Annotated in this window: 25 protein-coding genes, 1 tRNA gene and 1 other RNA gene; 5 read left to right on the top strand and 22 right to left on the bottom strand. The window is 41.7% G+C overall.

Annotation, left to right across the window (positions count from 1 at the left end):
* Positions 1–48 precede the first annotated feature (48 nt).
* Positions 49–282, top strand: coding sequence for a hypothetical protein (locus QUF86_RS07485; RefSeq protein ID WP_289333945.1), 234 nt, complete (start codon positions 49–51; stop codon positions 280–282).
* On the top strand, positions 270–419 hold the full coding sequence (locus tag QUF86_RS07480; protein ID WP_289333944.1) for a hypothetical protein: 150 nt from the start codon (positions 270–272) through the stop codon (positions 417–419). Before QUF86_RS07485 ends, QUF86_RS07480 begins: the two co-directional genes overlap by 13 nt.
* 68 nt (positions 420–487) lie before the next feature.
* Here the strand turns inward: QUF86_RS07480 and QUF86_RS07475 are convergent, their stop codons facing one another.
* The 6 genes from QUF86_RS07475 to secG form a co-directional block, all read right to left on the bottom strand.
* Positions 488–1,456, bottom strand: coding sequence for a nuclease-related domain-containing protein (locus tag QUF86_RS07475; protein ID WP_289333943.1), 969 nt, complete (start codon positions 1,454–1,456; stop codon positions 488–490).
* A gap of 225 nt (positions 1,457–1,681) precedes the next feature.
* Positions 1,682–2,043: a transfer-messenger RNA gene (gene ssrA / locus QUF86_RS07470) on the bottom strand.
* Positions 2,044–2,166: 123 nt separating this feature from the next.
* The gene (smpB, locus tag QUF86_RS07465; protein WP_057912049.1) at positions 2,167–2,634 is read right to left on the bottom strand and encodes an SsrA-binding protein SmpB; all 468 of its coding nucleotides are present in this window, start codon (positions 2,632–2,634) and stop codon (positions 2,167–2,169) included.
* A gap of 68 nt (positions 2,635–2,702) precedes the next feature.
* On the bottom strand, positions 2,703–5,060 hold the full coding sequence (rnr, locus tag QUF86_RS07460; protein ID WP_289333942.1) for a ribonuclease R: 2,358 nt from the start codon (positions 5,058–5,060) through the stop codon (positions 2,703–2,705).
* 33 nt (positions 5,061–5,093) lie between these two features.
* On the bottom strand, positions 5,094–5,840 hold the full coding sequence (locus QUF86_RS07455; protein WP_289314435.1) for an alpha/beta hydrolase: 747 nt from the start codon (positions 5,838–5,840) through the stop codon (positions 5,094–5,096).
* Between the two features lie 141 nt (positions 5,841–5,981).
* On the bottom strand, positions 5,982–6,215 hold the full coding sequence (gene secG / locus QUF86_RS07450; protein ID WP_061465545.1) for a preprotein translocase subunit SecG: 234 nt from the start codon (positions 6,213–6,215) through the stop codon (positions 5,982–5,984).
* 176 nt (positions 6,216–6,391) lie between these two features.
* Between secG and QUF86_RS07445 the strand changes: the two genes are divergently transcribed.
* Together QUF86_RS07445 and QUF86_RS07440 are read left to right on the top strand one after the other, a co-directional pair.
* Positions 6,392–6,934, top strand: coding sequence for a hypothetical protein (locus QUF86_RS07445; protein ID WP_289314434.1), 543 nt, complete (start codon positions 6,392–6,394; stop codon positions 6,932–6,934).
* 55 nt (positions 6,935–6,989) lie between these two features.
* Positions 6,990–7,820 (top strand): M15 family metallopeptidase, encoded by an 831-nt coding sequence (locus QUF86_RS07440; RefSeq protein ID WP_289333941.1) that lies wholly within the window; start codon positions 6,990–6,992, stop codon positions 7,818–7,820.
* A 214-nt stretch (positions 7,821–8,034) separates the two neighbouring features.
* Here the strand turns inward: QUF86_RS07440 and eno are convergent, their stop codons facing one another.
* From eno to QUF86_RS07395, 9 genes are all read right to left on the bottom strand, one after another.
* Positions 8,035–9,330: a phosphopyruvate hydratase gene (gene eno, locus QUF86_RS07435; RefSeq protein WP_144478107.1), complete on the bottom strand. Its 1,296-nt coding sequence runs from the start codon at positions 9,328–9,330 to the stop codon at positions 8,035–8,037.
* Between the two features lie 30 nt (positions 9,331–9,360).
* The gene (gene gpmI / locus QUF86_RS07430; RefSeq protein WP_289333940.1) at positions 9,361–10,896 is read right to left on the bottom strand and encodes a 2,3-bisphosphoglycerate-independent phosphoglycerate mutase; all 1,536 of its coding nucleotides are present in this window, start codon (positions 10,894–10,896) and stop codon (positions 9,361–9,363) included.
* A complete protein-coding gene (tpiA, locus tag QUF86_RS07425; protein ID WP_289314431.1) occupies positions 10,889–11,650 on the bottom strand; it encodes a triose-phosphate isomerase in 762 nt (253 codons plus the stop codon). The genes gpmI and tpiA overlap by 8 nt, the downstream gene beginning before the upstream one ends.
* 46 nt (positions 11,651–11,696) lie before the next feature.
* On the bottom strand, positions 11,697–12,881 hold the full coding sequence (locus QUF86_RS07420; protein WP_289314430.1) for a phosphoglycerate kinase: 1,185 nt from the start codon (positions 12,879–12,881) through the stop codon (positions 11,697–11,699).
* Positions 12,882–13,129: 248 nt separating this feature from the next.
* A complete protein-coding gene (gene gap, locus QUF86_RS07415) occupies positions 13,130–14,137 on the bottom strand; it encodes a type I glyceraldehyde-3-phosphate dehydrogenase (RefSeq protein WP_289314429.1) in 1,008 nt (335 codons plus the stop codon).
* Positions 14,138–14,169: 32 nt separating this feature from the next.
* Complete coding sequence (locus QUF86_RS07410; protein WP_289314428.1) at positions 14,170–15,204, bottom strand: sugar-binding transcriptional regulator; 1,035 nt, start codon at positions 15,202–15,204, stop codon at positions 14,170–14,172.
* A gap of 140 nt (positions 15,205–15,344) precedes the next feature.
* Positions 15,345–15,587: a glutaredoxin family protein gene (locus QUF86_RS07405; protein WP_289333939.1), complete on the bottom strand. Its 243-nt coding sequence runs from the start codon at positions 15,585–15,587 to the stop codon at positions 15,345–15,347.
* 14 nt (positions 15,588–15,601) lie between these two features.
* Positions 15,602–16,939: an RNA polymerase factor sigma-54 gene (rpoN, locus tag QUF86_RS07400; protein WP_289333938.1), complete on the bottom strand. Its 1,338-nt coding sequence runs from the start codon at positions 16,937–16,939 to the stop codon at positions 15,602–15,604.
* Positions 16,940–17,268: 329 nt separating this feature from the next.
* Positions 17,269–17,340 (bottom strand) — tRNA-Arg (locus QUF86_RS07395).
* Positions 17,341–17,629: 289 nt separating this feature from the next.
* Here QUF86_RS07395 and clpP point away from each other — a divergent pair.
* Complete coding sequence (gene clpP, locus QUF86_RS07390; protein ID WP_289314426.1) at positions 17,630–18,238, top strand: ATP-dependent Clp endopeptidase proteolytic subunit ClpP; 609 nt, start codon at positions 17,630–17,632, stop codon at positions 18,236–18,238.
* A 110-nt stretch (positions 18,239–18,348) separates the two neighbouring features.
* Here clpP and QUF86_RS07385 read toward each other — a convergent pair whose 3' ends face one another.
* The 7 genes from QUF86_RS07385 to QUF86_RS07355 all read right to left on the bottom strand — a co-directional run bounded on the left by QUF86_RS07385 (position 18,349) and on the right by QUF86_RS07355 (position 25,123).
* Entirely contained in the window at positions 18,349–18,606 is a 258-nt protein-coding gene (locus QUF86_RS07385) for an HPr family phosphocarrier protein (RefSeq protein ID WP_048688029.1), read from the bottom strand.
* A 20-nt stretch (positions 18,607–18,626) separates the two neighbouring features.
* Positions 18,627–19,580 (bottom strand): DNA-binding protein WhiA, encoded by a 954-nt coding sequence (gene whiA / locus QUF86_RS07380; RefSeq protein ID WP_289314425.1) that lies wholly within the window; start codon positions 19,578–19,580, stop codon positions 18,627–18,629.
* A 67-nt stretch (positions 19,581–19,647) separates the two neighbouring features.
* Positions 19,648–20,634: a gluconeogenesis factor YvcK family protein gene (locus tag QUF86_RS07375; protein ID WP_289314424.1), complete on the bottom strand. Its 987-nt coding sequence runs from the start codon at positions 20,632–20,634 to the stop codon at positions 19,648–19,650.
* On the bottom strand, positions 20,624–21,523 hold the full coding sequence (gene rapZ / locus QUF86_RS07370; RefSeq protein WP_289314423.1) for an RNase adapter RapZ: 900 nt from the start codon (positions 21,521–21,523) through the stop codon (positions 20,624–20,626). Before rapZ ends, QUF86_RS07375 begins: the two co-directional genes overlap by 11 nt.
* Positions 21,524–21,567: 44 nt before the next feature.
* Positions 21,568–22,026 (bottom strand): NUDIX hydrolase, encoded by a 459-nt coding sequence (locus QUF86_RS07365; protein WP_289318268.1) that lies wholly within the window; start codon positions 22,024–22,026, stop codon positions 21,568–21,570.
* Positions 22,027–22,569: 543 nt separating this feature from the next.
* On the bottom strand, positions 22,570–23,517 hold the full coding sequence (gene trxB / locus QUF86_RS07360) for a thioredoxin-disulfide reductase (protein ID WP_289314422.1): 948 nt from the start codon (positions 23,515–23,517) through the stop codon (positions 22,570–22,572).
* Between the two features lie 103 nt (positions 23,518–23,620).
* On the bottom strand, positions 23,621–25,123 hold the full coding sequence (locus QUF86_RS07355) for a tetratricopeptide repeat protein (RefSeq protein WP_289314421.1): 1,503 nt from the start codon (positions 25,121–25,123) through the stop codon (positions 23,621–23,623).
* Between the last annotated feature and the right edge of the window lie 135 nt (positions 25,124–25,258).

Here is a 25,258-nt window from a genome sequence, read left to right as displayed (position 1 = left end):
TGAAAGTGTAGCGTATTGGATAAGATTAGCATTGGAGTGGATGATTTAATGAATCAAGAAGAAAAAATTAAGGAACTAGAATACGAATTGTTTTTATTGAAGCATGCATTTTTTAAATTACATGATAGTATGGCCCCGAATTTAAAGTCTAGGTATTATGAGTTATTATCACATGGCTTTACAGAGCAAGAGGTTAATGAGTTAGATAGATTTTTCATGTGGGTTTACGGCACAAAAAATTACCCCACAAAGGAAGAAATGAGAAAAAAATGGCAGATATAAAAAATATGGAGATTGAAGAATTACATATTGCCTCAGTAAAAAAAATCTTATTAGCTTATCAAGCTGATGGGGTTTTTCCAGTAATAGATATTATTTTGGAGGACTTCCAAAATGTTGATGTGAATATAGAGAAATGATTTTTACTATTAAGGAACGGTATAGAAACTATTCCTTTTTTAATGATTAAGGCAAGATCACTCAGAAATCACTCATCAAAATTCAGGCTGTACACCCTCCCTTTATTCGCACCTTTGCTTGTCAATTTCAATGATTGCAAGATTCTCGTTGTACTGGATGCGGAGGAAATGTTTAAAAAATCCCTCAACTGCCGATTCGTTATAGTCGAGCCTAATAGATGAAAATAATCTCGTAAAACCTGAATATGTGCATCCTTATTGGATAGCTGGCATTGATTGCAAAACCAGGTGCCATGCCTTCTAATTAACGGAAACCCCTTGCAATTTTCACATATCACTCCTTTTATTAGGTCCTCTTCGGTAAGATTGTATCGTTCCAGAATGGAAGAGGCCGCTTCGATATGATACTTATTTAAAATACGAACTACTTTCTTCAAATCCTTTTCACCTAAAATGGAATCTATGATGGAATGCTCCATCAGATTGATTCTTGAGGGAAGCACATCGGGATGGATGACTTTGTAGTGGAGCTTACGGTTTTCAGGAGACGTACGGATGATTGTTTGGGGATTACTGATGACAATCAATGAAAGGATGGGAAGTGAGGGAAAGCCATTTTTCAAGAACCAATTCTTCAACTGTGATTCCTGACGGTTGACTTGAACGATGGGATCTGGAAATGCCGTCTCTTTTCCATCTTTCGTTCGAATGAGCTGATTGAAATGCGGATCAAAATAGATCGAACCAGCTATATTCTTCACTTCAATGATAAGGGCGAATTTCTTCGACACTAATAAAGTATCCATTTGAAAAAAACGGGACTGATCCTGCAGCCTTAAATCGTGGAAGATGAAATAGCTTTTCGGTTGAAGAAAGCTTAATGGAAAATCAATGGAACATTCCCCTTTATAGCCCGCTTCCCTTTTTTTGAGATCGTTGATGATTAAGGGGATTTTAGGATGATTCGGAGAAAGCCTGCGCGTTAAAGCACGTAATTTACGTATAGTAAGAGGAACTTTTCGCCTTTTTACAATCAATTTCATCGCTCCAATCTTGGTTTCTCCCAAAGGATTCTACAGCAGTAGGGAATATTCCTTTAAATGATAGCGATTATACAATTTATCTGCGAAATCGGGAATATATCTCCGAAATTGGAGATATATCAGCGAAAACTCCTGATTTATCTACGAATTATACGATTTATCGATTTTTCGACAAATTGATTGAAAAAAACGCAAATAAAAAACCACCAATATATGTATTGGTGGAGACGGTGGGAGTCGAACCCACGTCCAGACATAACGGCACTTAAGCTTCTACGAGTGTAGTCGATATATTCGCATTTCGCGAACTCATTAGCCTATCGACAGGCGGCAGAGCAGCTAGTCTGATTGGTCTCTTCCTTCATCCTCAGACGGTGGATTCCGGCGTATCCCACTTAGAGTGAGTCCCTTACCCTACCACGTGGGCCATGGAGGGAGGAACAGCTATCGACTGTTATTAAGCAGCGAAAGCTAGGTTGTTGTTTTGTTTGCCAGTTATAGGCGTTGACGTTTTAACGAGGCCGATCCCCTCGACTCGCAACTTAAGCTCGAACTATCCCTGTCGAATCCGTAACGTCCCCATGATTGAAATGGAGCGTACGAGAGAAGAATAGTCAGCAAGTTGGCTGATATTCAATTGTCATCGGTACAGGTTTAATTATAACAGATTGGTTCAAAAAATCAATTGTAAGGTCTTGGCAGTTCTACATCTTCTGACGATCACGGAAAGCACGTTCAATATCACGCTTCGCTTCCTTCTTCTTCAGGTCATCACGCTTGTCATATTGTTTCTTCCCTTTTCCAAGTCCGATTAAAACTTTGGCAAAGCCATTCTTTAAATACATTTTCAACGGGACGATGGTGTAACCTGTTTCCTTTGTTTCACCGATCAGTTTACTGATTTCTTTCTTATGCAAAAGTAGCTTCCGTGTCCGCAACGGGTCATGGTTAAACTGGTTTCCCTGCTCATAAGGACTTACATGCATATTATGAAGATAGATTTCACCATTTTCTATTTTAGCGAAGGCATCCTTCAAATTCACTCGGGCGGCACGGATTGCCTTGATTTCCGTCCCTTTCAGAACGATACCTGCTTCAAATGTTTGTTCAATAAAGAAATCATGATAAGCTTTTTTATTTTGTGCTAGTTGTTTACCTGAGCCTTTTGGCATCTAACTCTCCCCTTTTTTACATCCAATCGCGGAGAGAGGATGAAATGATCATCCCCCCGCCTCAATCTTTATCTCTTTTTTGGTTTTCTCTTGCGCTTGGCAGCCGGCGCATTTTCAAAGAATTTTTTCTTCTTTTTCGATTTTTTCTCGGAAGAAGGCGCATTTCCATTACGGCCGCCGCCTTTTCCTTCGTTACGTCCCCCATTGCCACCGCGGCTACGTTTACGTTCACCTGAATTGGCTTTGAATATTTTCTTCTCGCCAGATGGACGCGGACGGCTTACCTTCATGCCGATAATTTCAAAATCGATGGCGCGTTCCTCTTTATTGACGTTGGAAACACGTACGTCGATCTCATCGCCAATCCGGAACACATTACCGGTACGTTCCCCGATCATTGCAAGCTGACGCTCATCAAAGCGGTAATAATCATCCGTCATGAAGCTGACATGGACAAGACCTTCAATGGTATTCGGCAACTCGACGAACATCCCGAAATTCGTAACGGAACCAATGATCCCAGTATATTCTTCGCCGATTTTATCAAGCATATATTCCGCTTTCTTCAAATCATCCGTTTCCCGTTCGGCATCGACTGAGCGACGTTCACGTTTCGATGTATGATCGGCAATCTCAGGTAAAATGGCATGCCATTTCTCCTTCGTGGCTTCATCGAGTTTACCTTCCACCAAGTAGGTCCTGATCAACCTGTGTACGATCAAATCCGGGTACCGGCGAATCGGTGATGTGAAATGTGTATAAAACTCAGCTGATAAACCAAAGTGGCCTAGGCTCTCCGGGTCATATTTCGCTTGTTGCATGGAACGAAGCATGACGGTGGATATGACCGTTTCTTCCGGTTTACCGGCAACTGCCTCAATGATTTCCTGTAGCGCCTTAGGATGAACGTCATTGGCCGATCCCCGAACAATATATCCGAAGTTCGTAATGAATTCAAAGAAACGCTGTAGTTTTTCCGGCTTGGGATCTTCATGGATACGGTAAATGAACGGTACATCAAGACGATGGAAATGCTCTGCAACGGTTTCGTTAGCCGCAAGCATGAACTCTTCAATCAGCTTTTCCGCAACCGACCTTTCACGTAAAACCACATCAGTCGGATGTCCCTCTTCATCAACGATAACTTTCGCTTCATTAAAATCAAAGTCGATTGCACCGCGGTTCATCCGGTTTTTACGAAGGATGGCCGCTAACTTCTCCATGTCCTGGAACATCGGAACCAAAGCTTCATAGCGTTCGAGTTGTTCTTCATCTTTATCCACAAGGATTTTGTTCACATTGCCATATGTCATACGTTCCGTCGTCTTAATGACACTTTCAAAAATTTCATGGTTGACGACTTCACCATTTGGCGTGATTTCCATTTCACAAGAGAGTGTAAAACGATCCACTTGCGGGTTCAAGGAACAAATGCCATTCGATAAACGATGCGGGATCATCGGAATTACCCTGTCCACCAAATAAACGCTCGTCCCTCTTTCTAAGGCTTCCTTATCGATTGGAGAGCCTTCCGTTACATAGTGGCTGACATCAGCAATATGCACACCCAGTTTATAGTTGCCATTTTCAAGTTTGGAAACAGTGACGGCATCATCCAGGTCCTTTGCATCCGCCCCATCAATCGTGACCAAAACATCATTCCGCAAATCCCTGCGGCTGCCAATTTCACTTTCTTGAATGGTATCCGAAACGGCATTGGCTTGCTCCATGACGTCATCCGGGAATTCCATCGGCAAACCATACTTATGGATCACTGAAAGAATATCTACACCAGGGTCATTCTTATGCCCAAGAATCTCAATGACTTCGCCTTCAGCACTTACGCGTCCTTCAGGATAAGAAGTCAGCTTGACGACAACCTTATGGCCCTCTACCGCTCCATGGGAAGCATGTTGTGGAATGAAGATATCGTTTGCGATCTTTTTATCATCTGGGATGACGAAACCAAAACTTTTACTTTCAGAGTATGTACCGACCACTTGTGTAATACCACGTTCAAGTATTCTGATGACCGTGCCTTCTTGTCTTGAGCCGGATGTTTCCGAAGATACGCGTACCATGACGACATCTCCATGCATCGCTGTACCCGTTTCATTCGGCGGAATGAAAATATCATCCATGCCTGGGTTATCTTCTGGTGTCACAAAAGCGAATCCCTTTGCATGCCCCGTTAATTTACCGCGGAACAAATTCATTTTTTGCGGCAAGCCGTAACGATTGCTTCTCGTTCTGACCACCAGTCCCTTTTCTTCCATTTTAACTAGAGCCTTAACGAAATTCTTGAAATCTGCCGAGTCTTCTATTTTCAAAGCCTCTTCAAGTTCCTGTACGGTTAATGGCTTATATGCTTCATCCGTCATGTACGTAAGAAGCTTATTAATATGTTCTTGAATGTTATCTTCCATGAAAACCCTCCTATTCAGGGTATGATAATTTTGTTATTCGGACCAATCCAGACTTTCTAAAAATTCAAATACATCTTCATGCAACTGGTTTCGTTCTTTATCAAGAGTTATGACATGACCGGATTCTTCATACCACTTGATTTTTTTTACTGGTGATTCAATGGCGTCAATAATAATATCGGCACTTTTTGGATTGATAACATCATCATGCCGACCCTGCACGACAAATGTCGGCGCGTAAATAAGATCGACGTGCTCGCGTACATCAGTTATCAATTCCTGAAGGGCTTTCAATGTATTCATGGGTTTATCGGCAAGGAGGTCCATTTCAAGCTCAATTTGGTCTTGAGTTTTCCCTTCATACTTCTTAAATTCTCTGGCGTACTCCAATACTCCTTTATACATCATTTCTTCACTTTTGATATACATAGGCGCACACATTGTTACGATACCCTTTATAGGTACAGTGTAACCTAATTTAAGAGAAAATACGCCTCCTAATGAGAGTCCGGCAACAGCAATTTCTTCATGGCCTTCGCTTTTAAGAAAATCATAGGCCATCATGACATCTTTCCACCAATCTGAAGGACCCGTTTTCACTAACTCTTCCGGCGGAACGCCATGTCCTTTATAGTGCGGGGCATGGCAGGTGTATCCCTGTTTCTCCAAGTAACGGCCAAGCATCCGCACATCTGCGGAATTCCCTGTAAATCCATGTAAAAGTAAGACAGCTCTTTTTCCGCCTTTAAAAGTAAAGGGCTGCTGCAGTTTGATTTTCATGATTTTAACTCCTTTATCGGTAAATAGAATCCAAAAAAATTCCCTATCCTATAATTAAGTACTAAAATCACTATATCTATTCATGCAACTATTGTGCAAAGAAAAAAGCCTAGCTATTTAGCTAGACTCATTTTTGATCCATTACACATCAAAGAATGCAACAAGTAAAGTTAAAGCAAAGAATAAAATGGCTAATACTACCGTTGCGCGATGTAAAACAAGGTCCAAACCGCGTGCCTTTTGCTTTCCGAATAGCTGCTCGGCACCGCCGGCAATCGCACCTGATAAACCTGCACTTTTACCTGATTGAAGCAATACCGTCACAATGAGGGCGATACTGACAATCACTAAAAGAGTTATGAGAAATGCATGCATGCAATGACACCTCCTGAAGAACCAATAAACAATTACTTTAACTTTACCACACCCACTAAATATCCACAATCTTTGTTATACTATAATGGAAAGAATTCCTAAACACCCATAGTCATTTATTTCTTTTTGATACAAAGTTTGAGATAATTTGCATAAAGAGAGAAAGAGGTGTCACCATGTTTAAGTCCATACTTCGGATTCTTGATCTCCTGACCATCCTATTCTCGGCAGTTGCCGGCTATTCTTTATGGACAGGCGGAAGCAATCTTTTGAGTATCCTATTAATTATCCTATCACCGCTTTTATTGCTGCTGGCAAAGTATCACGGAAATCGATACTTATTATTTGCTGCATATATCACGACAACCGTTTATTTTACTGCTATTATTTATAATGGACTTTCCAATAGCGGTATCGACTTTTTCCAATCAGACTTCAATGTCCTCCTGATAGGGGCGGCAGCCGTCTTGCTGAGCATCATAGCAGCGGTCATTGGGTTTGGGACCAATACCCTTACGATCCTATGGTTATCGCTGCATGCCCTTGTCACATTCGAGACAATCAGGATGTCATCCGGTTTCCTTTCACACTTTTGGTCCGATCCCGTCGTGGAAACGGCTGTCCGTAATGATTATCCTTTTTTGTTGATGGTCGTCTGGATTGGCTTATTTCTTGATAAATATCAAAGTGAGTTAACAAGGGATTACTTATCACGATAATCTTTCAAAACTATTTTTATTGGAAATCTTATATTAAAAGCAAGGGGCCTTTCACATGTTAAAACCTATATTTGCAGCAACTGCTCTATCATCTTTCATTCTGATGGCAGGCTGTTCATTCGATCTGACCAGCAATGATGAAAAAGAGCAAAAAGAAGAACAACCGAGCTCCCCGGATACGGAGACGGAGACGGAAACTGACAAGAATAATGCTGAAAAAGAATCGGCCCAACGCCAGGTGGAAGTTGATGAAGCGGTTAAACCTGCACAGGCTGGCCTTCAGACATTAGCCCATCCAGAAGGCATTCCTGTACTTGTCAATAAACAATACAGCCTGCCTGAAGATTACAAACCTGCTGACCTTATCTACCCAAAAGTGGATTTCATCTTTCAAGATAAAATTGATAAAAGAATGATGCGCGAGGAAGCGGGAAAGGCACTTGAAGTAATGTTCCAGGCTGCCGAAAAAGAAAACATGCACTTTGCCGGCGTTTCCGCTTATCGCTCACACCAAACACAGATCGCGGTCTTTAATAACTATGTGGCTAAAGATGGGGAAGAAAAAGCGAAAACCTACAGTGCAATGCCTGGGACAAGCGAGCATGAAACGGGACTCGCGATTGATGTCACGACCCACGATGGTGCATGTGCCGCCCAAGACTGCTTCGGTGATACGAAAGAAGCCGCCTGGCTTGCTGAACATGCACATGAATACGGATTTATCATCCGCTACCCTGAAGGCAAGGAAAACATCACAGGTTATAAATACGAACCATGGCACATCCGCTATGTCGGTGTCGATGCCGCAACTGAAATCTTTGAAACGAAGAGTACATTAGAAGAATACTATAATGCCGTACCAGTGGAAGCTGTATCGGATAAATGAAAAAAGGTGCCCGGATGCGGCACTTTTTTTTATGAATTGGTATTAATCAAACGTTTGATTAAATACGTTCATCAGCCCTCCCAGTCCCTTTCGCTGACTTCATGAATATAAAAAACCTCCTATTCGAATGTGGATTGCCACATTGAATAGGAGGTGAAAAGAAATTACTATATTGAATCCGCACGCTTCTCGTCAGAAGCCGAATTCAAAATAATTACTTCTTCAAGTTATAGAAAGATTTCAAGCCGCCATATACAGCCAAGTCACCAAGCTGATCTTCGATGCGAAGAAGTTGGTTGTATTTAGCGATACGGTCTGTACGGGACATTGAACCGGTTTTGATTTGTCCAGCATTTGTTGCAACGGCGATATCAGCGATCGTTGCATCTTCCGTTTCACCTGAACGGTGGGAAACGACTGCAGTGTAGCCTGCGCGTTTAGCCATTTCGATTGCATCAAATGTTTCAGTCAGTGTACCAATTTGGTTCACCTTGATCAGGATGGAGTTACCGATCCCTTTTTCGATTCCTTCAGCCAATTTTTTCGTGTTCGTTACGAATAAATCGTCACCCACTAATTGAACTTTAGAACCAATGCGTTCCGTTAGAAGTTTGTGGCCATCCCAGTCATTTTCGTCCAAGCCGTCTTCGATGGAAAGAATAGGGAATTCATTCACTAGCTCTTCATAGAAAGCAACCATTTCTTCGGATGTAACGCCATTGCGACCTTCGCCTGCAAGGTCATATTTGCCTGTTTCTTTGTTATAGAATTCAGATGATGCTACGTCCATACCAAGGTAGATATCTTCGCCTGCTTTATAGCCTGCTTTTTCAATTGCCTCGATGATGACTTGCAGCGCTTCACGGTTTGAACCAAGGTTTGGCGCAAAGCCACCTTCATCGCCAACTGCCGTATTCAAGCCTTTAGCAGAAAGGACTGATTTCAATGCATGGAATACTTCAGCACCCATACGGACCGCTTCTTTAAAGCTAGGAGCACCTACAGGAAGGATCATGAATTCCTGGAAGTCAACATTGTTATCGGCATGTGATCCGCCGTTAATGATGTTCATCATTGGAGTTGGAAGTTGTTTCGCATTGAAGCCTCCAAGGTAACGATACAATGGTAAACCTGAAAATTCCGCAGCGGCATGGGCAGCAGCCATTGACACACCAAGGATTGCATTAGCTCCCAAGTTCCCTTTGTTTTCAGTACCATCCAATTCAATCATAGTTAGGTCTAGGCCTGCTTGGTTCGTTACATCCAAACCAATGACAGCATCAGCAATGATATCATTTACATTATCAACTGCTTTTTGTACCCCTTTACCCAGGTAACGAGATTTATCTCCGTCACGAAGCTCAACCGCTTCGTGTTCACCTGTGGAAGCACCTGATGGTACGATTGCACGTCCGAAGTAACCGGACTCTGTTTGGATTTCTACTTCTATTGTTGGATTACCACGGGAATCTAGCACTTCACGTGCATATACATGTTCGATGTACGGCATTATAAATCTCTCCTTTTCCAATTCACAATTTTATTTAGATAATAGGGATTTCCCTGTCATTTCAACAGGTTTTTCGACTCCAAGCAAATCAAGCATCGTTGGAGCTAAATCGCCTAGGATTCCACCTGTTCTTAATGTTACCTGATTTTTAGTGATAATGACAGGCACAGGATTCGTTGTATGGGCTGTCATTGGGTTGCCTTCGAGCGTTACGACTTCATCAGCATTCCCATGGTCAGCTGTAATGATGGCCGTACCGCCTTTTGAGACGATTAAATCGACTATCCTGCCTAGGCATTCATCAACGGTTTCAATCGCTTTAATGGTAGGCTCAAGCATCCCTGAATGACCAACCATGTCCGGGTTGGCAAAATTCAAGAGGATCGCATCGAAGCGGTCAGCCTCAATTTGTTCCATCAATGCATCAGTCACTTCATAAGCACTCATTTCCGGCTGTAAATCATATGTAGCTACTTTCGGAGAATTAATTAAAATCCTCTCTTCACCAGGAAACTTCTCTTCACGTCCGCCGCTCATGAAAAACGTCACATGCGGATATTTTTCGGTTTCAGCGATACGAAGCTGGGTAAGCTGGTTTTGGGAAAGTACTTCCCCTAATGTATTATCAAGATTTGTCGGCTTAAAAGCAACATATCCGTCAACTGTTTCCGAAAAATGTGTCAAGCAGACAAAATGGAGATACTTCGGATGTCCGGGACCGCGGTCAAATGAGCGAAAGTCTTCGTTCGTGAACGTATTCGAAATCTGGATCGCCCGGTCTGGACGGAAGTTATAAAAGATGACGGCATCATCATCTTTAATCGTCGCCACCGGTTTACCATCTTCCGCCGTTATGACTGAAGGTATCACGAATTCGTCAAAAATACCATGTTCATAGGAATCCTCAACGCATTCCATCGCAGAAGGGTAAGCAGGTCCATCACCATACACCATAGAACGGTAGGATTTCTCCACACGCTCCCAGCGTTTATCACGGTCCATCGAATAATATCTTCCTGAAATGGTCGCGAACTGACCAACACCGATTTCCTTCATTTTCGCTTCCGCTTCCTTAATATAACCTTGCGCCGTTTTAGGTCCGACATCACGTCCATCTAAAAATGCATGTACATATACATTTTTAACTCCTTCTTTAGCGGCCAATTTCAGCAGGGCATACATATGTTCAATATGACTGTGAACGCCGCCATCTGAAAGAAGACCGAAAAGGTGAAGGTCCGTCCCTTTTTTCTTGGTATGGCTCATGGCATCGACCAAAGTTGGGTTTTCTGCAAACTCCCCTTCACGGATTGCCAGGTTAACACGGGTCAGACTTTGATAAACGATCCGTCCTGCCCCGATATTCAAATGGCCCACTTCAGAGTTACCCATTTGACCGGCAGGCAAGCCGACCGCTTCCCCGCTTGCAGTTAAATGGGAATGCGGATACTGTTCCCAATAACGGTCAAAGTTCGGTTTTTTCGCATGAAAAACAGCATTTCCTTCTTCTTCGTTACGGCAGCCAAAACCGTCCAGGATGATAAGTGCCACAGGCGACTTACTCATAGTGACCAGCCTCCAGCAATTGTAAAAAGGAATCCGTTTTCAAGCTAGCCCCGCCTACCAACGCACCGTCAATGTCAGGTTGTGCCATGTACTCTTTAATATTCTCAGGTTTTACACTACCACCGTACTGGATGCGGATGGCAGCGGCTGCTTCATTTGAAAATTTGTCAGCAACCACAGAACGGATATGTGCACAAACTTCATTTGCATCTTGAGCAGATGACGATTTTCCTGTTCCAATCGCCCAAATCGGCTCATATGCAATGACGGCTTGTTTCAATTGTTCGTCTGATAATCCAGCTAAGCCTTTTTCAATCTGGCTGCCAACGAAATCATTCGTTTCGCCAGCTTCCCTTTGCTCAAGTGTTTCACCGCAACAAACGATAGGGGTCATCCGGTGGGCAAAAGCTGCATGCGCTTTTTTATTAACGGCTTCATCCGTTTCGTTGAACATTTCCCGGCGTTCGGAATGACCAAGTATGACGTAAGATACACCAAGATCAGCTAAAGCGATCGGGCTGATTTCCCCCGTGAAAGCACCACTTTCTTCAAAGTGCATGTTCTGCGCCCCGATTTTCACATCGGTTCCTTTTGCTGCTTGAACCAGTTGATCCAAAAACAAGGCTGGAGCACATACAACCGTATCGATTAAATCTTGCTTCGGAATCAAATTGCTCACTTCTTCTAAGAAGGCAGTCGCCTCAGATAGTGTTTTATTCATTTTCCAGTTTCCTGCAATAATCGGTTTACGCATTTGGTTTCTCATCCCTTCTAAAGTTGAAATATGTAACGGTTTACGCTTATTTATCGTTCAAGGCCACAACGCCAGGCAATTCCTTGCCTTCCATGAACTCAAGAGATGCACCGCCGCCTGTTGAAATATGGGACATCTTTTCTGCTAAGCCAAACTTTTCAGCAGCTGCGGCTGAATCCCCTCCGCCTACAATGCTGTAAGTATCTTTTGCTTCCGCCAATGCTTCAGCAACCGTTCTCGTTCCATTAGCAAATTTATCGAACTCGAATACTCCCATTGGTCCATTCCATATGACAAGCTTGGATCCTTTGATTACATCCGCAAATAATTCACTTGTTTTCGGACCGATATCCAGAGCCATTTTATCACTTGGAATAGCATCGATATCGACATTCTCTGTCTCTGCATCAGGTGAAAATTCAGCTGTTACGACTGCATCGATAGGCAAATGCAATTTTACGCCTTTTTCTTTTGCGCTTTCGATGAAAGACTTGGCCAATTCTATTTTGTCTTCTTCCAATAAAGAATTACCGATTTCATGACCTTGCGCTTTAATAAATGTATAACCCAGTCCACCACCAATGATCAAGTGATCGACATTTTCCAAAAGGTTTTCGATAACGCCTATCTTATCCTTTACTTTTGCTCCGCCAATTATAGCTGTAAAAGGACGTTCCGGGTTGGATAACGCTTTTCCTAGCACAGAAAGTTCTTTTTCCATCAGCAATCCGGCAACAGCTGGGAGATGGTGTGCTATTCCTTCAGTTGAAGCATGTGCACGATGCGCAGCTCCGAATGCATCATTTACATATACATCCGCCAGTGCAGCGAATGACTTCGCCAATTCTTGATCATTCTTCTCTTCTCCTGGATAGAAACGAACGTTTTCCAACAACAGGATCTCGCCATTTTGCATGTTATCAATGATTGATTGAACGGAATCACCGTAAGCTTCTTCAGCCTTTTGCACATCTTTTCCACTAAGTTCGCTTAGTCTTTCCGCAACAGGAGCTAAACGCAATTCTTCAACGACTTGTCCTTTAGGGCGGCCAAGGTGACTGGCTAAAATGACTTTAGCGCCTTGTTCCGTCAGATAGGAAATCGTCGGAAGTGCAGCTTTGATTCTCGTATCATCCGAAATCTTCCCGTCCTGCATCGGCACGTTGAAATCAACACGGCAAAATACGCGTTTCCCCTTTAATTCAATGTCTCTAATCGACTTTTTATTCATAATCCAAGAACCCCCTTAGATATTGTTATCATATTTTTGATTCTTTTAGTCAAAAAGGGAGAGGGTAAATATCCCAACTCCCCTTTTCTCTTTTTCATTATAGTCGGTTTCCAAGAAATTATCCAAAAACAAGAAATGTAAACGCTTGACCGATTAATGACTTACTAATAATATCATCTTCTGCCAAGTTTTTTTAGAGGTGTGATTAAAAAAACCTCACCTTGGTGAGGTTTTTTTTATTATTCTAATTACAATCCTTTTTTAGCCAAATAGTCGATCAAATCAACAACACGGCTAGAATATCCAGTTTCATTATCATACCAAGATAATACTTTAACCATGTTTCCTTCCATTACCATTGTTGAAAGGGCATCGATTGTAGAAGAAGATGGGTTACCGTTATAGTCAGTTGATACTAGCGGAAGTTCGCTGTACTCAAGAATTCCTTTTAGTTCGCCTTCAGAAGCCTTTTTAAATGCTGCATTCACTTCTTCAACTGTTGTGTCTTTTTCAAGTTCTGCAACAAGGTCGACAACAGACACGTTTGGAGTAGGTACGCGCATTGCCATACCATTCAATTTCCCTTTAAGTTCAGGAAGGACAAGTGCAACAGCTTTTGCTGCCCCAGTTGTTGTAGGAATGATATTCTCAGCAGCTGCACGTGCACGACGGTAATCTTTATGAGGCAAATCAAGGATTTGCTGATCATTTGTATATGAGTGAACAGTAGTCATCATACCGCGTTTGATTCCGAATTGTTCATGAAGCACTTTAGCAAATGGAGCTAAGCAGTTCGTTGTACAAGAAGCATTAGAGATAACATGGTGGTTTGCTGCATCATATTTGTCTTCGTTTACACCCATGACGATTGTGATATCTTCATCAGATGCAGGAGCGGAGATGATTACTTTTTTCGCACCAGCTTCTAAATGCTTAGCTGCATCTGCACGTTTTGTGAAACGTCCTGTAGATTCTACAACTACTTCTACTCCTAGTTCACCCCATGCTAATTGTGCAGGATCACGTTCAGCCAATACTTTGACTTTAAGACCATCAACAACAAGATAATCCCCATCAACTGTTACTTTTTCATTAAGAGATCCGTGAATTGTATCGTATTGAAGAAGATGCGCTAGCATATTAGCATCCGTTAAGTCATTAATAGCAACGATCTCAACCTCAGGATTACTCAATGCTGCACGAAATACATTACGTCCTATACGTCCAAAACCATTAATTCCAACTTTTACTGCCATGAAAAATTCCTCCTTTAAAGTTCACAAATATATTAAGGGGTGTAATTCCCCTGAATTAACTCTTGTGCCGCTGCTTCATCCGTAATCAAAACGGTTGATGAAGGCGCGCCTTTCATATAAGAACGGATAGCCTTAGCTTTAGTTTTCCCACCTGCTACAGTTATCACTCGCTTTTCAGGGCTAAGATCATCTAACTGGATGCCGACCGTCAAAACTTTATGAACGACTTTTCCGTTTTCATCGTAATAATAACCGAATGCTTCTCCTACAGCATTTCCATCTAACAGCTTCTTTAACATTTCTGGCGGAGAATTTCTTCTCTCTGCCATCGCCATGGCGTCACCAATTCCATGAATGATCATATCGGCAGATTTGATTTGGGAAATCACTTCTTTGATTGCAGGTTCCTTCATGAAGGAAGCATAAACCTCACCGCTTAATTGATCGGGTACATATAACACTCTGTATGAGGCCTGCGCCTTCTGTGCCATTTTTTCGACAATCGTATTAGCCTGATTCTGCACCGCTTCACCAATGCCCCCGCGTGCTGGGACAAATGTCAATTTCTTCGATGCTTCATCAGGTGACAGCGAATCAGCCACTTCGGCCATTGTCGATCCACCAGTAACCGCTATGATATTCTTTGAATTCCATTCTCGTTTCATACGGTTTGCACAAGCCTTACCCAATTCTTTTTTCACCCATGGGGTCTCGTCACAATTTCCTGAGACAATAATGACCTCGTCCACTTGCAACAAATCCTGCAATTGCCGTTCCATTATGTCTATACCCATTACTTCACGCATTATTCCTTCTAACTTATCCAGGATTTCAATCCCTTCATCAGTCAGCGACATGCCAGAACTGAATATGTTAACCAGGTTCTGACTTTTCAGAAAATCAACCTCGCTCCTAAGCGTCCGCTCTGTCAAATTAAGGCTTACGGCCAGACTTCGCCTTCCAACTGGCTGCATCATTTTGATATAACGCAGGATATCATATCTTTTTTGCATAACCATAAGGAAATCAGGTAATAATTTTCTTTGTACCTCGAGTAATGTACGCATATTTAAAACTCCTAAAAAAGTTAAGTTGGACACATAATGTCCCACGTAGTCATTTTCTGTCCCACTTAAAACAAAAAAATATTCCTGCTACATATTTTATTCTAGCAGGAACGGAATGTTTCTTCAAATGATTTGAAAAATTATTTTTCCAAAAGCCTATTTAGAGCTGATTTATCAACATTTCCGAATTGAACGATATCATCTTTCCATTCTACAACAGGGATCATCAAGCTGAATTTCTCAAGCAAATCATCATCGGTATGGATATCGATTTCCTTATATCCTATGCCTGACTCAAATTTCACTTCTTCAAGTATCTGCTTGGCCTTATCACATAATGGACATTTATCCCGACTATATAAAACAAACGCATTTGATTCCAAACCACTCATCCTTTTCAATCATATCTTTTTCGTTTAGATGAAGAAGGGATTCCTAATTGTTCCCGGTATTTGGCAACGGTTCGACGTGCGAGGATAATTCCATGCTCCTCTTTCAATCGTTCCGCCAAGTCTTGATCCGAAAGCGGCTTTTGTTTATTTTCACCATTGATGGCTGCCTGGAGGCTCTTTTTTGCTTGCATGCCCGACATATCCTCATCAAGGCCGACTGACTGTAAAGAAGTAGTGAAAAATATCCGCATCTCTATCGTGCCAAATGGCGTCTGCACGTATTTCCCTTTAACGGCCCGGCTTACTGTGGACTCATGTATACCAAGCTCGTCGGCGACTTCCTTCATCGTCATCGGCTTCAAATAGTTCAAGCCATGATGAAAGCACGCCGGCTGTTTTTCGACGATGCATTGAATAACCTTCAGTATCGTTTCTTTTCTCTGTTGAATCCCTCTAGAGATCCATTGATACTCCTGCCACTTATCCTGGATAAACTTTTGCACTCCCTGGTCCTTATGGCTCTTCATTCGGTTTAAATACCCTTTATCCACATTAAGATTGGGAGAGTTGCCGTCATAATTCCCGACAAGCAGTATCCCATCACGAACTTCCACGACCACGTCCGGCACTATATAAGAAGGTTTTTCCTGAAAAAATAGTGAAGCTGGACGCGGGTTCAACGTCTGGACATAATCAAATACTTCTTGAATCTCCTTCATTGTAACACCGATTTTCTTACTTAAGTCTTTCCAACGCTTTTCAGCAAAATCGAGGAAATGGTTTTCTATGATCGATTCTGCCAGCTGATTCACCCCTTCTGCTTTTACCTGAAGCAAAAGGCACTCTTGGAGATTTCTTGCTGCAATTCCATGTGGCTCGAGTTGCTGTAAAATCGAAAGGCTCTCTTCCAACACGACTGAAGAAATCCCTGGAACACATATATCCTCCAGCTGAGTCCTTAAGTAACCGTTTTCATCAAGATTATGAATTAATAGCAGCATTGCCTTCTGCTGCTCACCGGAAAGTTGCTGGTGATTCACCTGGGACATGACATGCTGTTCAAGCGATAGAGTATCTTCACTGATCTGTTCAATCCAATAGTTGGCATCATACGTATTTTTAAGAGTACGTTTACCCTTTTTCCGGTCAAAGGTTGGCTGAAATAAAGCCGATGTTGGCTGATCTAGGGACAGTAATGGATTTTCCGCCATTTTATTTTCTAAGAAAGCCGATAGCTCCTGTGAGGAGTATTGCAGCAATGTAATAGCCTGCATTAGCTCCTGGGTCATTGCCATCTTTAATGTTTGCTGTTGAAAAAGTCCTGCTTTCATATTCATACTCATCGATTCATCCCTCCCCCACTCCATTCTACATTATCAGGAGAAAATTCTACACAAAAACCCATGAAAACGCTTACGTTTTTTTCTGAATAGTGTATTTGTTTTAAATACTATATGTTAGAAATGCAATTTTCACAACTACTTTTATTGAAAAATCACCATTTTTCAAAGGTGCGGGCCAATATTTTCCAAAAAAAGCTGACATAGCAAGATTCGATGGAATTTTACGGAAATCGAGTAAATCCATCAAAAACCGCAAGAACCCAATTGATGCAACCTTTTAAAAATGGCCAATAAAAAATCCCCCACTTTATTAAGCAGAAGATTGGTAATGCCCTCGGCAGGAATCGAACCTGCATTTCAAGCTTCGGAGGCTTGCGTTCTATCCGTTGCACTACGAGGGCGTAATAGAAAATATTTTTTCGACAGACTTCATTATATGATAGAATCCCATCCTTTGCAAGGGTTATCAGGTTTAAAAATTCGCCTTTTGGGTATTATGGGTAATGTGGAAATTCATCCCTGTGCGGCATAATATATAAAGTAATCTATCAGGAAGGAGCCTTGGCCAGAAAATTGTCGAACAAATTATCCATTATAGGGTTTGTTTTGTTTGACCTAAATTGACCAAAAAGTGTATCATACATACATAAAGAATTTAAATGATTCTCTTAATCGAAGGAGGAAATGAACATGAATTTAATTCCTACAGTTATCGAACAAACAAGTCGTGGGGAGCGTGCCTACGATATTTACTCCCGTTTATTAAAGGACCGGATCATTATGCTAGGAAGTGCAATTGACGATAATGTTTCCAATTCAATTGTAGCTCAATTACTATTTTTAGAAGCAGAAAATCCTGAAAAAGATATCACTCTATATATCAACAGCCCCGGTGGAAGCATCACTTCCGGTATGGCCATTTACGATACTATGCAATATATCAAACCTAATGTATCCACTGTATGCATCGGTATGGCTGCTTCCATGGGTGCATTCCTATTGGCAGCTGGTGAAAAAGGTAAACGTTATGCGTTGCCAAACAGTGAAGTCATGATTCACCAACCACTTGGAGGAGCTCAAGGTCAAGCTACTGAAATTGAAATTGCAGCCCGCCGTATCCTTCACTTGAAAGATAAACTGAACCAAATATTAGCAGAACGTACTGGTCAACCTATTGAAGTCCTTCAAAGAGATACGGAGCGTGATAACTTCATGACTTCCGAAAGGGCTCTTGAATATGGATTGATTGACAAAGTAATCACACGCAGCGCTCTTGATGATAAAAAAGACTCTAAATAATAATTATTATACAAAAGCTCCGGAAGTCGTCTTAAGCGACTTTCGGAGCTTTTTTTCTTAATCTGAAAAATCATAAAAGAAAAGGATGCACTTTTAGGCATCCTCTTTTTTTAACCCTCTTGCTGAACGAACTCTTCCAATGCCTCTAATGCTTCTTTTTCATCGCGTCCTTCGACGATTAACTTCACGGACACGCCAGAACTGATGGCAAGGCTCATTAATCCCATTATACTTTTTGCATTCACTTTCTTTCCTTCTTTTTCAAGAAAAACATCTGAATGAAAGCGGTTAGCTTCTTGTACAAAAAGAGCCGCCGGCCGGGCTTGTAAACCCGTTTTCAATTTTACCTCAACTTGTTTTTCCACCATCTTGATCTCCCCTGTTAGCTTTATTTTTTCGCAGAAATAGCCTCTCCCCCACGGAGCCTGTCAGCTATTTCATCAATCTTTCGCAATCTGTGATTAATTCCGGACTTACTGATGTTTCCTCCGGATACCATTTCTCCAAGTTCCTTTAAGGTTATATCCTGAAATGCTATCCTAAGCTCCGCAATTTCCCGAAGCTTATCCGGTAAAATGCTTAGTCCCACCGTATCCTCAATGTAATGGATATTTTCAACCTGGCGCAATGAGGCACCAATCGTTTTGTTCAAATTGGCTGTTTCACAATTCACAAGTCGATTCACTGAATTACGCATATCACGGACAATCCGTACATCCTCGAACCTTAATAAAGCTGAATGGGCACCAACTATACTTAAAAACTCGGCAATCTTTTCGGCTTCTTTCAAATAAATGATGTACCCTTTTTTGCGTTCAAGCGTCTTGGCCTTCAAGCCAAACTTATTCATTAGCTCACAAAGGGCATCATTGTGCTCTTTATAAAGTGAGAAAATCTCAAGGTGATAGGAAGACGTTTCCGGATTGTTTACCGAACCCCCCGCAAGAAATGCACCTCTTAGGTATGAACGCTTACAGCATTTCTTCCCAACAATAGTATCGGATATGGCATGGAGAATTTCAAAGCCATCGCCTAAAATTTCCAAATCGGTTAAAATCCGTTGCCCTCCTGATGACATCCTGACAATATAAACATTATTCTTTTTAAGCTTCATCTTTTTACGGACCAAAAGCTCGACCTGGACCTCATAACTTTTTTTCAGCAGCGTATAAATCCTTCTGGCAATCGCAGCATTTTCAGTTTGAATATCCACAACAAGCTTCCGATTAGAAAATGAAAGGGATCCGTTCATCCGGATAAGCGCACACAATTCCGCTTTTCCACAGCAATCCTTTCCCTCTAATGTAGTAAGCTCTTTTTTAGTTTCTGAAGCAAAAGACATCCATTTCACCCCCAATCGAACGCAGGTAATCTATTTTTATCAATCAAAAAACCGTCCCCGCTTATATCTACGGAACTATGTGGCTTTTTGTTTCATTTACAAGCATATTATAAAGCAAATCCGCCACTTTTTTCGTGTCATGGCGTATTACATTCCCTTCATAGCTGAAAATGCGTTCTTGTATGATCTCAAGACCCATTCTTTTCAAACTTTCCACATCATACATAACCGGTTTGGCATATTCAGCTTGATAACGTTGCTGAATTTCGGTTGGTATTTCTTCATTATTAACAAGTATCCTGTCAATATATGCATTCCCCATATGGTCATATATAGCTTTTATATGATCGCTCGCGCTATAATCCAGCGTCTCGCCGGCTTGTGTCATCAAATTGCAAATGTACACCTTCTTAGCCTTGGAACGGGCGACTTCTTCCCCTAGACCCGGGACAAGTAAGTTAGGCAGAATGCTAGTATATAAGCTTCCTGGACCGATGACAATTAGATCTGCCTGCTTGATTTCCTGGAGAGTTTCACTGAGCGGCTTTATATGTTGAGGAGACAGAAATACTTTTTTTATTTTCTTTCCTGAAAAGGGAATCTTGGATTCTCCAGTAACAACCGTTCCGTCATTCATCTTCGCATGAAGAACCACGCTTTGGTTGGCAGCCGGAAGCACTTTACCGCGGACATTAAGGAATTTACTCATTTCCTGGATTGCATGGACAAAATCCCCAGTCAACGAGGTCATAGCCGCAAGTATCAAATTCCCCAGCGAATGCCCAGACAGCTCATTTTTACTTTGAAAGCGATGTTGAAACATTTGTTCAACAAGAGGCTCTACATCCGATAACGCAGCCAGCACGTTACGGATATCACCTGGCGCGGGGATATCCATATCCTCGCGAAGGCGACCTGAACTTCCACCATCATCAGCTACCGTAACGATTGCCGTTATATCAACCGGATGTTTCTTTAAACCCCTCAACAAAACAGGAAGGCCAGTTCCCCCTCCGATGATTACAACCTTAGGTTGTTTCTTATTATCTAACATCTGCTTTCCCCTTACTTTTTTCGATATCGCGATGTGATACTTGAACCCTGTAATCTTTTTTGAAGTGGTTTGAAATATACTCCGTCAATGCTACAGAACGATGCTGACCGCCTGTACAACCAATCGCAACAACAAGCTGTGCTTTTCCTTCACGTTTATAATATGGAAGCATGAAGGCAAGCAGATCTGTCACCTTTTCCAAGAACTTTTGAGTCTCACTCCATTTTAAAACGTAACTCGACACTTCCTGTTCCAAACCAGTCTTTGGCCTCATATGGTCAATATAATATGGATTTGGCAGGAAACGTACATCAAACACAAGGTCGGCATCTATGGGCAGACCATGCTTGAATCCGAAGGACATGACATTGACTGTAAAACCTACACTTTTATCCGCAGAAAATTCAGAAGCGATTTTCTCCCTCAATTCGCGCGGTTTAAGTTGTGAAGTATTAAAAATCAACTGAGCCCTTCCCTTTAATTCGTCCAAAAGTTCCCGTTCCATTTTAATGCCTTCCAATGGCCGGCCTAATGGAGCAAGAGGATGGGTCCTTCTCGTTTCCTTATATCTGCGTACCAAGGAATCATCATCCGCTTCAAGAAAAAGGATTCTTGGTGATACTGCAGCTGTATCCGTTAAATTATCCAGTGCAAGAAATAAGGAATCAAAAAACTCCCTCCCCCTCAAATCCATGACAAGGGCCACTTTATTCATCTTATTCCCAGAGTCCTTCATTAACTCCAAAAACTTTGGCAATAGTGTGGGCGGCAAATTATCGACGCAAAAAAAGCCGAGGTCTTCAAAACTTTGAACCGCCACTGTCTTACCTGCTCCTGACATTCCGGTAATGATGACCAATTGCGTTTCACTCATCTGCCCTGTACTCATAGTTCTCCGCCCCCATGTATAACAATCTTTTTTATAAGTGAATATTAACCTGGATCCAATCGATAAGAGAGTAACTTAAACTCAGGCGTATAGGTAAACGTTCCATAAATGATTCCTCTTCCATGAACCATATAGTCCAGAATGTGAAAATCACCTTCAGCCATCATCAGGTTTTTAACATCTTCAACCGGATGCCAGCTTAGTTCCCCTTCTTCACAAACATCCACATTGACACCATCGGAATCCGTTGCAAAGAAAGTGAACATCATCCATTCTGACAAAACTTTATCCCCGTCCTTCATAATGAAGGTGAAAATACCTTTGATGGAAGGGTTTTTTAAATAAACGCCTGTTTCTTCGCGATATTCTCTAATACAGGCATCACGTACAGATTCTCCAGGTTCCATCTTGCCGCCTGGAGCTACCCACCATCCGCGTCTAGGTTTTTTCAATAAGAGGATTTGATCATCCTTAATCAATACACAGTTTGTGACACGTTGCACGTTCTTCACCTCAATTGGCCTCTGCTCGACTATAGAAACCTTCACCCTCCGTCTTGAAGAGATTCAGTTCATATCCTTAAACCGCCGCTAGATATCCATTTGGCGATTTACAAATGCTAATAGTTCAAACAAGTTGTATTTTACATCTTCTTACCTTTATGAAAGATATATATATGTTTAGTATATCTTATCATTATACTATTTTTGAAATAAGCTAACAATAAAGTAAACTTCCTGTATTGGCGGAATATTCATTCGCAAAGAAGTACGGAGTAAGTCTTCATCTCCTGCTTAACTCCTATTCTTCTCCACTTTCCCTCCCTAAATGCAAAAGGCTGGCTTACTTCACATTAAAAGTTATCACCTAAAAATTGGTACGAAATATACAGTCTTAAAGCAGGACACAAAAAAAGGACACAGATACTTAATCTGTGTCCTCAAACGTTTATAATTAAAGGGGGTCAACTTCTACCCATACTATACCCAATCATTATTTCACGCGTGTTACAACCTCGTTAAAAGCGAATTACGATTCTTATGAAATTAAGCTTTTGGCTGCAACTTTTCTTGAAGTTCCTCAACATAATGCTGAGCGGCTTGAGCAGCTATGCTTCCATCACCTGTAGCTGTAACGATTTGGCGCAAAGTTTTTTCTCGAACGTCACCCGCAGCAAAAATACCCGGGATCCGTGTCTCCATCCGATCATTCGTTTCAATATAGCCTGCAGCATTCAAGATGCCCAAGTTCTCAAATGGTTTAGTCAGCGGAAGCATTCCGATATAAATGAATACACCGTCAGCGTCCATCACTGTCTCTTCTCCATTTTCGGTGGAAACTAGAGTGACACCGCCCACTTTGCCGCCATTTTCATTAATTTCCTTCAAAGTATGATTCCAGATGAAGCTAATTTTCTCATTGGCAAATGCACGATCTTGAAGAATCTTTTGAGCACGAAGTTCATCACGTCTATGAACGATAGTAACTTTGGAAGCAAAGCGTGTTAAGTAAACGCCCTCTTCAACAGCAGAGTCTCCGCCGCCGATAACGAACAGTTCCTTTTGCTTGAAAAATGCACCATCACAAACTGCACAATACGATACACCGCGGCCGCCCAATTCTTTTTCGCCAGGAACGCCGATTTTCTTGTATTCGGCACCCGATGAAACAATGATTGAACGTGCTTTGAATTCCTTGGAACCGGCTTTGATCGTTTTATACTCTTCACCGTCAATGATTTCCTTAACATCCCCATAAGCATATTCCGCACCGAATTTCTTTGCATGGTCAAACATTTTCGTCGAAAGTTCAGGTCCGAGGATTGTGTCGAATCCAGGGTAATTTTCTACTTCCTCTGTATTGGCCATTTGCCCGCCCGGCACTCCGCGTTCTAACATCAATGTTGAAAGGTTCGCACGTGATGTATAGACAGCCGCCGTCATCCCTGCAGGACCAGCTCCAATAATAACAACGTCATAAATTTTTTCAGACATGTTCTCACTCCTCCATATTCCATTAGAAATGGAACCTTCACTACCGTTAGTGTTCCCTACCTATTATCCTATATAACAAATAATTTTTCGTCCAAATATCTGCTCATCCCAGAAGTGTTTGAACCAACTTTACGTACTTCGATAAGGTGGACACCGATATAAAATGTTTGTCTGCGATTGCCTGTTTGCTCGCCTTTTCATTTTTAAGCTGATTCCACACATACTCCACCGCAGATGCCCAGCCTGCTGGATTATTTAACTTCTGCTCGGATTTCACCGCTTCGATAAAGACGGAAAACCACATTAAATAGAGTCCGGCTTCATCTAATTGTATCGGTTGGAAATGCTGATATAATAGCTCAGCTGTGCGATCGGCAAAATCAATCGGTGTTAATTGGCGATCTTTGGCGGGAGTCTGCACAAGGTCTGCATAATCACGTTCCAAATCAGTGAAATTCTGATTTAGGTTGAGGACCTGGTTTTTCAATAGCTTCTGTTTATGGATCGAATGTTTCAGAAGGAAAATGGCAAACAGCCTTTCTTCGATGAATTCGCTTTCCAGCCTTTTTAAAATAGAAGGAAAATGATGTTCAAAACCATCTGAAGTCGCATTCATATCTCCCCAAGGCTCCATGCCTTCCTTTTCCGGGTTCATTTCCACGACCTTTTTCCATGCCTTTCTGGCAGCCTGTTCATGACCTAAGTGGAATGCGGAAATGGTAAGCCAATAGTAGAAGGTTCCATCTCCCTCGAACCCTTGCTTTTGCAATACTTTCAGCCATTTATATGCAGATGCATAGTTTCCGATCAAAGCGAATGTCGCTCCAAGCTTGAAACGATGTTCGGATAGCATCGGACGAATTTTCTCCAGCATCTGTATGAGCTCTTCAACCTTTTCTTCATCCTGTTGATAATGATGAAAAACAACAAGGTTACAAAGCGCATGCAGATTTCCAGGACTTTTTTCCAGTACCTCTTCCAGTGTTTCAAAAGCTTCATTTACTTGACCGAGATAGAAATAGGCAAGTGCCAGGTTATTATAAGCGGACCAGTAATCCTCGTATTCGGCAATCGTTTCTTTCAGGACTTCGATTGCCTTCGGGAAATTCCCCGATTCCAGATACTCACGGGCTTTTTCCTGTTTGGTAATGAGTCCATCATGCTTAAAGGGATTTTCTTCTGACTCATCAGACTCAAAAGTTATCAGTTCAAGCAGATCCTCTGCGTCATCGCTGAACTCCCCGTCTTCTTCTTTATCAAGATAAGCACTGGCGTGACGGTAAGCCTCCTTGAACATGCCTAAGTGGGCATAATTATTCGCCAGGAAGTAATGGCATTCCGACATATAGGGATCCATCACATCCAAGATGTTTTCCAAGAGGTTGTTTGAATAATTATATTCACCGATTTCCGAGCATGTGATTGCCAATTGACAGGCTATCATCGGTTCTGCAGGTTCAAGTTCCAGCGCACGTTCCAGGTATTTTTTTGATTTAGGTAGTTCTCTTCTATGATAAGCTTTTAAACCCTTGGTGAAATAATACTCACCTGTTGGGTGAAAAGTTAGAATTTTTGCCTGTTGGCCAAATTTAGAGTCTTTACTCATGTAATCCTCCATCTACAAGTTGATTAACCATAGTATTATAACATATTGGAGAAAATTTGCCGAACAATTCAAGAAAATGGAAAATGATAATCATCATTCAATCTTTAAGAAAAATTTGGCAAATCCTACATGAAT

The organism is Peribacillus sp. NJ11, assembly GCF_030348405.1.
In the GTDB taxonomy this organism is placed as follows: domain Bacteria; phylum Bacillota; class Bacilli; order Bacillales; family DSM-1321; genus Peribacillus.
The sequence above is the reverse complement of the archived record's forward strand: the minus strand, read 5'-3'. Positions and strand labels throughout refer to the sequence as shown.